We start from the raw sequence: 13685 nt of genomic DNA on the forward strand, positions 1-13685 counted from the left end.
GTTATTCGCTTACCGGTTGCCTGATTTTTCGGGAAAAACGCAGCCGCAGACGATCGAAGAACAGATACACCACCGGCGTGGTGTACAGCGTCAGCAGCTGGCTTACCACCAGACCGCCGACGATCGTAATCCCCAGCGGCTGGCGCAGCTCCGAGCCGTCGCCGCCGGATAGCACCAGCGGCAGCGCGCCGAACAGCGCCGCGAGGGTGGTCATCATAATGGGGCGAAAACGCAGCAGGCAGGCCTGGAAGATGGCCTCTTCCGGCGGCAGGTTGCCGTTACGCTGCGCCTCCAGCGCGAAGTCGACCATCATGATGGCGTTTTTCTTCACTATTCCAATTAATAGCATAATTCCGATCAGCGCGATGAGGCTGAACGGCGCGCCGAACAGCTCCAGCGCCAGCAGCGCGCCGACCCCCGCCGAGGGGAGGGTGGAGAGGATCGTTAACGGATGCACGTAGCTTTCGTAGAGGATCCCCAGCACGATATAGACCGTCGCAATCGCCGCCAGAATCAAAATGATCTGCGAATTCATGGTCTGCTGGAAAACCTGAGCGGTGCCGGCGAACGAGCCGCGGACGCTGGACGGCACCCCGAGCTGGGTCATGGCGCGGTTGATGGCGTCGCTGGCTTCCGACAGGGATTTACCGGTCGGCAGGTTAAAGGAGATGGTGGAGGCCGCCGAAAGCCCCTGATGGTTCACCGACAGCGGGGCGTTAGCCGGCTGCCATTTGGCGAAGTAGGAGAGCGGGATCGGTTTGCCTTCGCTGTTGATAACGAACATCTTATCCAGCGCGCTGACGTCCTGGGTATAGACCGGGTCAACCTCCATCACCACCTTGTACTGGTTGAGGGGCTGGTAGATGGTGGAGATCTGCCGCTGGCCGAAAGCGTTGTTGAGCAGGCTGTTGGCGTCCTGCACGCTGATGCCGAGGCGCGACATGGTATCGCGATCGTAGAGCAGGTCCATCTCCGCGCCGTTGTCCTGCTGGTCTGAGTTGACGTCAGCCAGCTCAGGCAGCGCCGCCAGCGCTTTGCGAATTTTAGGCTCCCACTCGCGCAGCGCCGCCAGATCGTCCGACAGCAGGGTGTACTGGTAGCTGGCGTTGGCCTGACGTCCGCCGACGCGGATATCCTGCACCGCCATCAGGAACAGGTTTGCCCCCGGCTCTTTCGCCAGCTTTTTCCGCAGGCGGTCAATAATCTCCTGCGCCGTTTCATGGCGCTGGTCGCGTGATTTGAGGGTGATAAACATCATCCCGCTGTTGACCCGCGAGCCGCCGGTAAAGCCGGTAACGTTATCCACCGCCGGGTCTTCACGAATGATTTTCATAAAGTCCTGCAGCTTGCCGCGCATCGCCTGGAAAGAGATGCTCTGGTCGGCCTGAATGCCGCCCATCAGCACGCCGGTATCCTGCTCCGGGAAGAAGGTTTTCGGAATTGAGATATAGAGCCAGATGCTAAGGGCAATCGTACCCAGCAGGACGAGGCCGGTCATTCGGCTGTGCTTCAGCACCCACCTCAGCGATTTGCCGTAGCCGCCCTGAATGGCGACCAGCAGGCGGCCAAAGCCGCGGTTGCGCGTGGGCTCATGCGGCTTACCGCTTTTCAACAGCCAGCCGCACATCATCGGCGTCAGGGTTAGCGACACCGCCAGCGAAATACCAATCGCCACCGACAGCGTGACCGCGAACTCGCGCAGCAGACGCCCCGGCAGGCCGCCCATCAACAGCAGCGGTAAAAACACCGCCACCAGCGACAGGCTCATCGACAGCACCGTAAAGCCCACTTCCCGGCTTCCCTGCAAAGCCGCCTGCAGCGGCTTCATCCCCGCCTCAAGGTGGCGGGAGATATTCTCCAGCACCACGATGGCGTCATCCACCACGAAGCCGGTGGCGATGGTCAGGGCCATCAGCGACAGGTTGTTGAGGCTAAAGTCGCAAAGGTACATGGCCGCAAAGGTGCCGATCAGCGATACCGGCACCGCCACCGCCGGGATCAGCGTGGCTCTGCCGGAGCGCAGGAACAGGAACACCACGAGGATCACCAGCGCGACCGAAATCACCAGCGTCTGCTCGACTTCCTCCAGCGAGGCGCGAATCGTCGGGGTGCGATCCTGGGCGATTTGCAGATCGATCGCCGCCGGGATAGTTTTCTGTAGCTCCGGCAGGCGCGCGCGAATGCTGTCCACCGTCTGGATGATATTGGCTTCCGGCAGCTTGCGGATCATCAGCAGAATCGCCGGTTTCGCATTGGTCATCCCGGCGTTGCGTACGTCCTGCACCGAATCGCTGATGTTGGCGACGTCGCCAAGACGCACCGCCGCGCCGTTGCTGTAGTGCACGATTATCGGCTGATACTCGGCGGCGGTTTTCAGCTCATCGTTGGTTTGCACCTGCCAGCGATGGCTGCTGTCCTCCAGCGCCCCCTGCGGCCTGCGCACGTTGGCGCTATCAATCGCCGTGCGCACGGCGTCCAGCGATACTCCCTGGTTAAACAGCGCCTGCGGATTGAGGTCTACGCGCACCGCGGGCAGCGAGCTGCCGCCGACGTCAACGTCGCCGACGCCGTCAATCTGGGCGATAGTTTGCGCCAGCTGGGTGGAGGCAAAATCGTACAGCTCGCCCTGGGAGTAGGTATCCGAGGTGAGCGTCAGGATCATGATCGGCGAGTCCGACGGATTGGCCTTGCGATAGGTCGGACGGCTCGGCATGCCGCTGGGCAGCAGGCTTTGCGCGGCGTTGATCGCCGCCTGGACGTCGCGGGCGGCGCCGTTGATATCGCGGTCGAAGTTGAACTCCATAATAATGCGCGTGCTGCCAAGGGAGCTGGAGGAGGTCATTTCATTGACCCCGGCAATGCGCCCGAGGGAGCGCTCCAGCGGCGTCGCCACCGACGATGCCATCGTCTCCGGCGAGGCGCCGGGCAGCGAAGCGCTGATCATAATCACCGGGAAATCCACCTGCGGCAGCGGGGCGACCGGCAGCAGGCGGAAGCCGAGAATGCCGCACAGGGTGATGGCCAGCGAAATTAAAATCGTCGCCACCGGGCGGTAAATGAAGAGGGCGAAAAACTTCATTTACGCCTCCTCCTCGCGCCGTGGGAAGCGGCTTTTGAGGTACAGCGACAGGCGGTCGAACAGCAGATAGATCACCGGAGTGGTAAACAGCGTCAGCACCTGGCTTAGCATTAGGCCCCCGACCATGCCGATCCCCAGCGGACGGCGCAGCTCTGCGCCCACGCCGGTGCTCAGCATCAGCGGCAGCGCGCCGAGCAGCGCCGCCAGGGTGGTCATCAGGATGGGGCGGAAACGCAGCAGACAGGCCTGATAAATCGCCTCGCGCGGCGCCATGCCCTGTTCGCGCTCTGCGGCCAGGGCAAAGTCGATCATCATGATGGCGTTCTTCTTGACGATGCCAATCAGCAGGATGATGCCGATGATGGCAATCACGTCCAGCTCGCTGCCGGCGAGCCACAGGGCCAGCAGCGCGCCGACGCCGGCGGTCGGCAGGGTCGAGAGGATAGTGATCGGATGGATAAAGCTCTCATACAGCACGCCGAGGACGATATACATCGCCACCACCGCGGCGACGACCAGCCAGACGGTATTTCCCAGCGCCGACTGGAAGGCAAGGGTGCTGCCCTGGAACTGAGTGCGGATATCGGTCGGTAAATCCAGCGCCTGTTCGGCGGCCTGAATCGCCTCGACCGCATCGCCAAGCGAATAGCCATCCGGGACGTTAAACGAGATGGTGGTCACCGGGAACTGGTCGAGATGGTTGATCGACAGCGGGGCAAAGCGCTGCTCAACGGTGGCGATCGATTTCAGCGGCACGATGCCGCCATCGCTGCCGGTGAGGCGAATGCCGTCGAGTGCGGCGAGCCCCGGCGTGGCCTGGGTATCATGCTCCAGCACTACCCGGTACTGGTTGGCCTGGGTATAGATGGTTGAGATCAGGCGCTGGCCAAAGGCGTTGTACAGCGCATTATCGATATCGGCCATGCTGATCCCAAGGCGGCTGGCGCTGTCGCGGTCGACGTTGATGTACGCCGCAAGGCCCTTATCCTGCCAGTCGCTGCTGACGTCGGAGAGCTGCGGTAGCGCCTGCAGGCGGGTCAACAGCTGCGGAACCCAGTTGCTGAGCGCATCCAGCGAGTTGGCCTGCAGCGTGAACTGGTACTGAGTGCGGCTGACGGTGGTATCGATGGTCAAATCCTGGGTGGGCTGCAAATAGAGCGCGATGCCGGGAATGCCGTCCACCGAGTGCTGCAGGCGAGAGATAACCGTCTGCACGCGATCGTCGCGCTCGCTCAGCGGCTTGAGGTTGATCTGCAGCCGGGCGCTGTTCAGCGCCGGGTTGGTGCCGTCGACGCCGACAAACGACGTCAGGCTCTCCACCGCCGGGTCCTTGAGGATCAGGGCGGAGACCTGCTGCTGGCGCTGCGCCATGCTGGCAAAAGAGGCCGACTGCGGGGCCTGCAGCGTGCCCTGAATAATGCCGTTGTCCTGAATCGGGAAGAAACCTTTCGGGATAAATACCCACAGCATAATCGACAGCGCCAGGGTGCCCAGCGCCACGCTGAGGGTCAGCCACGGATGGTTCAGCACCCGGCTCAGCAGGCGGCCGTAGGCGGCAATTACCCGCTCGAAGAAGCGTTCGCTGGCGCGGGAGAAGCGGTTTTGCTTACGCAGCGATTCGTGGCTCAGCATCCGGGCGCACATCATCGGCGTCAGGGTCAGCGACACCACGGCGGAGATCAGGATCGCCACCGCCAGGGTTACGGCAAATTCGCGGAACAGCCGGCCGACGATATCGCCCATAAACAGCAGCGGGATCAGCACCGCAATCAGCGAGAAGGTCAGCGAGATGATGGTAAAGCCGATCTCGCCGGCGCCCTTGAGCGCGGCGGTCAGCGGCTTTTCGCCTTTTTCGATATAGCGCGAGATGTTTTCGATAACCACGATGGCGTCATCGACGACGAAGCCGGTGGCGATGGTTAAGGCCATCAGCGTCAGGTTGTTAATTGAGAAGTCGAGAAACACCATCACCGCAAAGGTGCCCACCAGCGAGAGCGGCACGGCGACGCCGGGAATGATCGTCGCCGGGACGTTGCGCAGGAACAGGTAGATGATCATCACCACCAGGGCGATCGCCAGCATCAGCTCAAACTGCGTATCGCTCACCGAGGCGCGAATGTTGTTGGTGCGGTCGGATAAGACCTGCACCTTGACCGATTTCGGCAGGCTTTCGGTCAGCTGCGGCAGCATCTGGCGCACGCTGTCGGCGGTGGCGATAATATTCGCGCCCGGCTGGCGCTGAACGTTCATGACGATCGCCCGCTGGTTGTTCGCCCACGCGCCCAGCCAGCTGTTTTCCGCGCCCTGCTCAATGGTGGCGACGTCGCCGAGGCGAATCGGCGCGCCGTTCTGATAGGCGACGATCAGGCGACGATAGTCTTCCGCCGACTGCATCTGGTCGTTAGCGGAGAGCGTTACCGCCCGCGAAGGGCCGTCGAGGCTCCCTTTCGCCGAGTTGACGTTGGCGCTGGTAATCGCGGTGCGAATGGTTTCACTGGTCAGCCCGAGGGCGGCAATCGCCTGAGCGTTGAGCTTCACGCGCACCGCCGGACGTTGACCGCCGGCGAGAGTCACCAGCCCGACGCCGGATACCTGGGAGATTTTCTGCGCCACGCGGGTCTCCACCATATCTTCCACCTGGGTCATCGGAATGGCGGAAGAGGTGACCGCGAGGGTCATGATCGGCGGATCGGCCGGGTTGACTTTACTGTACACCGGCGGATTAGGCAGGTCCGAGGGGAGCAGGTTGGTGGCCGCGTTAATAGCCGCCTGCACTTCCTGCTCGGCGACGTCCAGCGGCAGCGTCAGCTGAAACTGAAGGGTAACCACCGAGGCGCCGCCGGAGCTTTGCGACGACATCTGCTTGAGGCCGGACATCTGACCAAACTGGCGCTCCAGCGGCGCGGTGATCGATGAGGTCACCACGTCAGGGCTGGCGCCCGGGTAGAGGGTAACGACCTGAATGGTCGGATAATCCACTTCCGGGAGCGCCGAGACCGGCAGGAACCGGTAGCCGATAATCCCGGCCAGCAGGATCGCCACCATCAGCAGCGTGGTGGCCACCGGACGCATGATAAAGAGACGGGAAGGGCCGCCCGTACTGCTCGGCGGTAAGACTTGCATCAGGAGCGCGCTCCTTTTTTACCGTATTCGCGGCTGGTGGCTTTTTCCGGCGCGGAGGCGCTGTGCGGCTCGACGACTTCGACCTTCGCGCCTTCGGTCAGGCGGTCGATACCGTCGGTGACCACGCGGTCGCCGGCGGAAAGCCCGGCGTTAATGACCACCTTCAGGCTATCCTGGATACCCGGCGTGACCGTATGCTTGCTGACCTTATTGTCGGCGTTCAGCACCCACACGAAGTGGCCCTCATTGCCCATCTGCAGAGCGGCTGTAGGGATCACGACCGCATTCTGCTCGGTGTCCACCAGCATGCGGGCGTTGACGAACTGGTTCGGGAACAGCGCATCGTCCAGGTTGCTGAAGCGGGCTTTCAGCTTGATGGTGCCGGTGGTGGCATCAATCTGGTTATCAAGGCTGAGCAGCGTGCCGCTGGTGATTTTCTGCTTGTTGGTGCGGTCCCAGGCTTCGACCGGCAGGGCTTTACCCGCTTTCTGCGCCTGAACCACCGCCGCGATGTCATTTTCCGGCAGCGTGAAGACTAAATCGATCGGGTGGGTTTGCGTTAATACCACGATACCGGTGGTATCTCCGCTGGAGATCTGGTTGCCGATATCCACCTGTTTTAAGCCGACGCGCCCGTCGATGGGCGCGACGATCCGGCTCCAGTTGAGCTGCAGCTGGGCGCTGGCCACCGCGGCTTCGTCGGCTTTAATCGTGCCGTTGGTTTCGCTGACCAGCGACTGTTGTGTATCCAGCTCCTGGCGCGAAACGAGGTTGGTTTTTACCAGCTGCTGATAGCGGGCGAGGTCGCGCCTGGCGTTGGCAAGGGTCGCCCGATCTTTGGCTAACTGTCCCTGCGCCTGCGCCAGCGCCACTTTGAACTGGCTGGGGTCGATTTCAGCCAGCAGATCGCCGGCTTTAACCTGCTGGCCTTCCTGGAAATGGATCGCCAGCAGCTGGCCGTCGACGCGGCTGCGCACGGTGACCGTATTGGCTGCGGTTACCGTGCCGAGGCCACTGAGATAGCGCGGCACCGATTCGCTGGTGGCCGTTGCGGCCTGGACCGGTGCCAGCGTCGCGCCTAAGCGGCCGTGACGACCGCCGCCCGGAGCAGGCGCACCTTGTCCGGCCGCCGCTGGAGCCGCTTCGCCCGCCGTATCACGACCCTGCCAAAACCAGTATGCGCCGCCGGCAACGATGACGACCGCCAGGGCGGTTGCCCAACGAAGTGTGTGACTGCCTTTCATTATTTTGCTATCTCATCCTGAAACGTTTCGCGAAATGATACTAGTTTAGTGAGGGAACGCCTCGCAAAAATGGAGAAATTATGAAAAGACTGTTGAGATATGTCTGGATTGACGCCATTTTTTGCGGCCGGCGAGCGGGCGTTTTCCCCTCCTGAACCCGCGATGGGAGGCTCATCGACGGAACCCCTTTGGAACTTTCCATCCGCCGGGGCATCTTCTCCACGGCGGCCCGGCGGCAACGCGCAGAGAAGATGCAGCGAATGTGCATTATTAAGCACTTGATGCACATCAAGCATCCTGCCAACTTTTAATTTAAAAAATAAAAAAGAGTTGTAACTGGCGCGGCTTTTATTCAATTTATACGACGAATGTTTTGGTGTGCTTCGATAATAAAAAATATATGCACACTGAACGCGACGGGTTCATAAATCAGGGGTAATTTTAGTGGCTAGTGCAAACAAACTCACGCTCTTCATCGTTATCTTCATGCTGATGGGGATCCTTTCCGGCGCGGCAATCCACGCCTACGCCTCCCAGACCGCCATCGTGGCATGGTCTGAGAACATCACGCTTTTCACCGATATGTTTTTACGCCTCATCAAGATGGTGATTGCGCCGTTGGTCTTCAGTACCCTGACCGTCGGCATCATGCGGCTGGGCGAAACCGCCACTATCGGCCGCGTAGGCGGTAAGGCGATGGTGTGGTTTGTCACCTCCTCGATCCTCTCCATTCTGGTGGGATTAGTGATCGTCACGCTGTGGCATCCGGGCAGCGGCCTGAATCTGACGATCCCCAAAGAGTCCGTGGACACCGGCCTGGCGGTCAGCGGGATGAGCCTGAAAGGCTTCCTGTCGCATACCATTCCGACCAGCATTACCGAAGCGATGGCCAATAACGAAATTCTGCAAATCGTGGTCTTCTCGATGTTCTTTGGCATCGCCGGGGCATCGCTGGGGGAGAAGTTTAACGCCCCGCTGGTGGCGGCGCTGAACGTGGTCTCCCACATTATGCTTAAGGTGACCGGATACGTGATGTACGTGGCTCCGCTGGCGATTTTTGCCGCTATCTCCTCGGTTATCGCCTCCCAGGGGCTGGGCATTCTGCTGAACTATGCCTCTTTTATCGGCGGCTACTACGTTGCGGTGCTGCTCACCAGCGCGGTGCTGATGGCGGTGGGCTATATGGTGCTGAAAAAAGAGGTTTTCCGCCTGCTCAATATGCTTAAGGATCCGGTGCTGGTCGCCTTTACCACCAGCAGCTCCGAAGCGGCCTATCCGAAGACGCTGGAGCGGCTGGTCAGCTTCGGCTGCTCGCGCAATATCGTCTCCTTCGTTTTGCCCATCGGTTACTCCTTTAACCTGGTCGGCTCGATGGTCTACTGCTCCTTTGCCTCTATGTTTATTGCTCAGGCATATAACATCCACCTCAGCTTCAGCGAAATTACGGTGATGATGCTGACGCTGATGCTGGCATCGAAAGGGATTGCCGGGGTGCCGCGTTCGGCGCTGGTGGTGCTGGCCGCGACGATCCCCAGCTTCAATATTCCCGTCGCCGGAATTTTGCTGCTGATGGGGATCGACCATTTCCTCGATATGGGGCGTTCCGCCATCAACGTGCTGGGCAACGGTATTGCCACGGCGATGCTGTCGAAAAATGAGGGTCAGCTGCAGGAAGAGGTGCCGGAGGCGGAGCCTCAGGGCGTTCAGGCCTGACGGTAGCATACGCGCTCTGGCCGGAGCGCGTATTTTCTTCTGCCGCGAAGGGCGCGGTGATAGAAAAAGATGCCCCTAACAGGCACGCAAGGGGCGATGTGACGAAGTAAATATTCCCCGCTAAATACATTGTTATTATTGTATAACCACGCATTGCTGCGCCTTTATACCGAGGATGCGCTGATGTTATCTGCTGTTCGTCGGGCATGAGAAGCTATTTTTCCGCGCGGCGGTTTTTTTAGGAATAGCATCCCTGCACAACCCCATAAATTCCTAATTTTTACCCTTCGGTCGCAAATATTCCCCGGCGATTACCCTCTTTCTCTTAGTAAATTCATAAACTGAAAAAAGTCATGGTTATTATTGAGGCGGTATTTTTCCATGATCTTACTTTTATGGTAGGTGGTCGTTTTGATACTCACCTTATTGATGGCGGATATTTTACCGATATCAAACCCATGAATAAGACCGTGGGCCACCGCGACCTGCGACCGCGATAGCGTTTGGTGCGGGCAGTGGCTGCAGATTAACCCGGGGTCCTTGAATAATTTTATCGGCGGATTTTCAACGTTCTTCAGCACTTTTTCTATTATCGTTCGCATCTGTTCGACGCTGGCTGATTTGATGGCGAAAAAGATAACGTCCCTCAGGCAGTTGACGATGCATGCCGGTTCCGGGAGGGTGTCGTAGCCGTGCAGGATAATAACCGAACTGGCGGGCTTACGATTTTTGATCAGCGTGTTGCACAGGTGGATCTCGCCCGGCAGAACGTCAGAAAAAATGATGTCCTCATGCGCCAGCGTATCGCTGCGTGAGGAGAAACTCACCCGGAGGCCGGCGCGATCCCGGGTAAGCTCGTTCACTATGTAAACCAGCGCATCCCGGATAAAGGTGTTGCGAGTGTTAAGCGCAATATTAATGGTTTTCATGGCGCGACTTCCTTTATAAGTCAACATGACGCCATTCCGCGACCGGACCTCCGGCGTAGGCGATGGTTGCTGTGTGTTATGCACAAAAATAGGGTCAACATCGGCTTATTAGCGCTGCCGCTTATTATATGGCGCGTTATTTTTAGTATTGCCGAAAGTCCGGCGGGCGTTATTTTTTACGCCCGTTGGTAAACGGAATCTTTTGTTTTCTTCGGTCCTTCAGATAGGACACCAGGCTGTAGACCGAAATACAAAGACAAAATATGCACAGCAGCAGGGCGAACCCCGTTTGCATGGTCATTATGAATATCCTTTCTCTAAGAGCCTGCCGGGACAGGTTCTAATTGGTATATGGCGCTAAAAAATAGCTAAGTATGAATATTGCTCTACGCTGCATGCTGCGCTGCGGCCAATGCAGCGACAATTTCAGACAGGGCGGCTATATCATTATATTTACCAGGGGCCGGTAGCCATGAACCGTGCCTGTCAGACGGTTCGATAAACGGGACACACCGGCAGCCCGCGCTTTATGGCGCAAAATCAGTGTAAGAAAATTCCTAATCAAGGCGTCAGTCTCATTTCTCTCATTTCTCTCAAAAAGCGAGAAAAAATTAACAACCCCAGAAAAATTAATAACGTAGCGGCAATAACGATGGCGCGGGAAGGGGAGTATCGGCCCACCGACCTCAGGAAAGAAACGCCAGCCCTTTGCCGAAAATGGCCCGGATGGGCAGGCTGATGCCGTGCAGCCGCGCCTTGTGCCGCAGCCGACTGATGACCACGTCGATGCGGTGCAGCTCGGGTTCGCCTTCGTCGGTAAAGAGCCAGGCATGTAGATCGACCTTGCTGCACACTTCATTCCGGTTGCGCATCAGGATCTCCATCAGCCGGTACTCCTGCTGCGTCAGCGGAAGGATCAGCCCCGACGGCGCGACCAGCCGCTCAGCCTGCAGCGTCCACGGGGAGGTGAGCGCCGGGTCGGCTAATCGCGTCGGCGGAACAGGCGTCACCGCCTGTTGCTCCTTCAGCCGCGCGCCCAGCGCATGGATGGTGTCTGCGAGGTCGGAAAAGTTAACCGGTTTAATCAGGTAGAAGTCCGCGCCGAGGTTTAATGCCTGCAGCTTGTCCTGCTGGTGGCCCCTGGCGGTAATGACTATCAGACCAAACTGGCCAAGCTGATGCAGATACTCCAGCACGCTGAAGCCATCCTCGCCCGGCAATCCGATATCAATTAATACAATATCAACCGGGTCAGCGTGCAGCTGCCGCCAGAACGCCTCGGCGCTGCGTACGCCCCAGGCCGCAAATCCGCGGTGGCGGAGAAAGGCCAGTAGTTCATCGAGTAAATCAGCGCTATCTTCAATGATAGCCACACGTAATGTCATAACTTGACCTTTTGCTGTCCTGTCAGGGGAAGCGTTAACGCAAATTCGCAGCCGGCTGGCGTATTCGCTGCCAGCCATAAATCGCCGCCGTGGGCCTGGACAATTTGTCTCGCGACATACAGCCCAAGGCCGGTGCCGGCCGGTGATGCGCCGCGCGTTTCGCCGCGTCGGTAGCGCTCAAAAATAAGCTCGATCTCCTCGACGGCAATGCCCGGGCCCTGGTCGCGGATCCTGATCTCGAAGTGCCGCTCCTTTTGCGCGATATCGATTCCAATTTCGCCGGAGGAGGCGTACTTCACCGAATTGTCGAGCAGGTTGGCCAGCGCCACGCACAGCAGGCCGCTATCAATAAAAAGCACCGGCGAGTGGTCGTCGGGCGTTACCAGACGTCCCTCCAGCCTGACCTTGAGATTGTGTTTTAGCGAGAGATCCACCACCGTCGCCGCCATCTGAATCACCGGCAGCAGCGCCGCGTCCTGTTTATCGACGGAGAGAGCGTCAGAGGAGAGCCGGGCATCGGCCAGGCAGTTATCGGTGAGCTGCACGAGGCGGGTGGTCGCCCGCTGCATCCGATCCAGCCGGGGCGCCTGCGCCTGCGTGGCGGCGCACAGGCGTAGGTTTTCCAGCGCGGCCTGGATAATCGCCAGCGGTGTTCTGAATTCATGTGCCACCATGCCCATAAACTGGCGCTGATGAAAGCTGGCTTCGCGCTCGATGCGCAGCTCCCGCGCCAGCTGCTGTTTCTGCAACAGCCTGCGGTTTTCCGCGCGAACCCGCAGCACGGCGATGATCAGTACGGTGATGATATGGACGATCAGCGCGTACTGCCAGGCGGAGTAAATCGCCTGATGATAGGGAATGATGCCGTGTATCGAGAGCAATACCAGCGCCGCCGAGGCGACGTAGACCGGCGGCAGCAGGCCAAGGAGCAGCGTATTTAAGTCGATCGCTTTGCGCCGCCACAGCATCCACGAGGTTGTCAGCAGCACCGGGGAGGCAATAAGGAAGATCCCGGCCTCAATCTGCATCGCCAGCCCGTAAAAGCCCAGCGGAATGCTGAGCTGGAGCACGACGTTCAAACCCACCGCCAGCAGCAGCAGCCGATACAGCCTGGGCATATTCTTCTTCAGGTCGAACACTTCGCCATGCAGCCACAGGGCGGTGGCGTAGCTGAGCAGCGACAGGCAGCTGATCATGTAGTCCTGAACGGGCAGCACCGCCTGGCCGAATAGCCACTCCGGGTAGCCGTGCAGCGCCGCAACCAGCGGGTAGTTGAGGGAGAAGAGGCAGATCCCCCACAGCAGGCGGCGGCGCAGCGCGATGGCCAGCCACAGGGCAATGCCGCTGGCAATAATGGCAAGGCCGAAATAGAAGCTCCAGAAGGCGGTATCAATGGTGGCGGCCTGTACGAACTCCTCGGGGGAAGAGAGGGTCGCCAGCAGGATCAGGGTGCTGCTGCTCTGGAGATGGAAAACCACCTCGTATCCCGCAGGTCCCGGGGGCGGCGGAAAAATCAGTACGCTTTCGCGATAGTCGATATCGCTCTCCCTGGCCGGAGCATGGTCGCCGAACGTCTTGCGAATCCAGGGCGTAGCGCTGCCGGCCGGGCGGTAGAAGACCGTCAGGTTATCGACAAAGGATGGGCCAACCTGCAGCCAGCGCGGCTGGCCGGCGAAGTAAGAGGCCGGTAAGGTGGCCTTGAGCCACCAGGCTTTGCGCGAGTAGCCAAAGGAGGGGATTTTGCGCAGCGGCTGCAGATCGCTCTCCGGCAGTGAGGCGAAGGTATCCACCGTCATCTGGCCGCCGGCGTCGACGAACCAGTAGAGGGGAATATCGATCCCCAGCTGGCGGGATTCAGCATGAGCCGGCGCCATCGCCTGGAGATAGCTAAATACGCCGCAGCAGACTAAAAAAAGGCACCTGAACCAGGCTACCGGCTTAGCCGTAGCAAAAATAGCGCACACGCGATCCAATCACGCCCCCTTGCGGCATTGATAACGGTATTTTAAATAGCGCGACAGTGAATAACCGGCAGCGTAAATCCGCCGGTATCCCGGGGAAAAGTGCAGAGGTTCAGACGCGAAAACATTTTGCTGACCCGACAGAGAATATTCCAGCTTTATTTCAGTTCGTCATTTCTCTTTATCATGACGGGCCGGAACCCTCGCGCCAGCTGCGCGGGTTTACGCCATAGGGTATATCACGAATGGAA

At 59.4% G+C, this 13685-nt stretch carries 8 protein-coding genes; 1 reads left to right on the forward strand and 7 read right to left on the reverse strand.

All coding sequences use genetic code 11. From position 1 onward, the window contains the following. Position 1: 1 nt before the first annotated feature. The 3 genes from mdtC to GO007_RS14065 are packed head-to-tail and all read right to left on the reverse strand — an operon-like array spanning position 2 to position 7446. Positions 2 to 3079, reverse strand: a complete 3078-nt coding sequence (gene mdtC, locus GO007_RS14055; RefSeq protein WP_095100863.1) for a multidrug efflux RND transporter permease subunit MdtC — start codon at positions 3077 to 3079, stop codon at positions 2 to 4. Then, positions 3080 to 6202 (reverse strand): MdtB/MuxB family multidrug efflux RND transporter permease subunit, encoded by a 3123-nt coding sequence (locus GO007_RS14060; RefSeq protein ID WP_095100865.1) that lies wholly within the window; start codon positions 6200 to 6202, stop codon positions 3080 to 3082. Continuing rightward, on the reverse strand, positions 6202 to 7446 hold the full coding sequence (locus GO007_RS14065; protein ID WP_095100867.1) for an MdtA/MuxA family multidrug efflux RND transporter periplasmic adaptor subunit: 1245 nt from the start codon (positions 7444 to 7446) through the stop codon (positions 6202 to 6204). Before GO007_RS14065 ends, GO007_RS14060 begins: the two co-directional genes overlap by 1 nt. Before the next feature lie 444 nt (positions 7447 to 7890). Between GO007_RS14065 and GO007_RS14070 the strand changes: the two genes are divergently transcribed. Beyond that, positions 7891 to 9159, forward strand: a complete 1269-nt coding sequence (locus GO007_RS14070) for a dicarboxylate/amino acid:cation symporter (protein ID WP_095100869.1) — start codon at positions 7891 to 7893, stop codon at positions 9157 to 9159. Positions 9160 to 9470: 311 nt separating this feature from the next. Here GO007_RS14070 and GO007_RS14075 read toward each other — a convergent pair whose 3' ends face one another. The 4 genes from GO007_RS14075 to GO007_RS14090 all read right to left on the reverse strand — a co-directional run bounded on the left by GO007_RS14075 (position 9471) and on the right by GO007_RS14090 (position 13437). Continuing rightward, complete coding sequence (locus tag GO007_RS14075; protein ID WP_095100871.1) at positions 9471 to 10088, reverse strand: helix-turn-helix domain-containing protein; 618 nt, start codon at positions 10086 to 10088, stop codon at positions 9471 to 9473. Positions 10089 to 10257: 169 nt separating this feature from the next. Beyond that, the gene (locus GO007_RS14080) at positions 10258 to 10389 is read right to left on the reverse strand and encodes a small membrane protein (RefSeq protein ID WP_143350169.1); all 132 of its coding nucleotides are present in this window, start codon (positions 10387 to 10389) and stop codon (positions 10258 to 10260) included. A 385-nt stretch (positions 10390 to 10774) separates the two neighbouring features. Then, positions 10775 to 11473, reverse strand: a complete 699-nt coding sequence (locus GO007_RS14085) for a response regulator transcription factor (RefSeq protein ID WP_095100873.1) — start codon at positions 11471 to 11473, stop codon at positions 10775 to 10777. Then, positions 11470 to 13437 (reverse strand): sensor histidine kinase, encoded by a 1968-nt coding sequence (locus GO007_RS14090; protein ID WP_370525564.1) that lies wholly within the window; start codon positions 13435 to 13437, stop codon positions 11470 to 11472. Before GO007_RS14090 ends, GO007_RS14085 begins: the two co-directional genes overlap by 4 nt. Between the last annotated feature and the right edge of the window lie 248 nt (positions 13438 to 13685).

Origin of the sequence: Klebsiella sp. 10-1 (assembly GCF_009758445.1) — a bacterium.
GTDB lineage: Bacteria > Pseudomonadota > Gammaproteobacteria > Enterobacterales > Enterobacteriaceae > Klebsiella > Klebsiella scottii.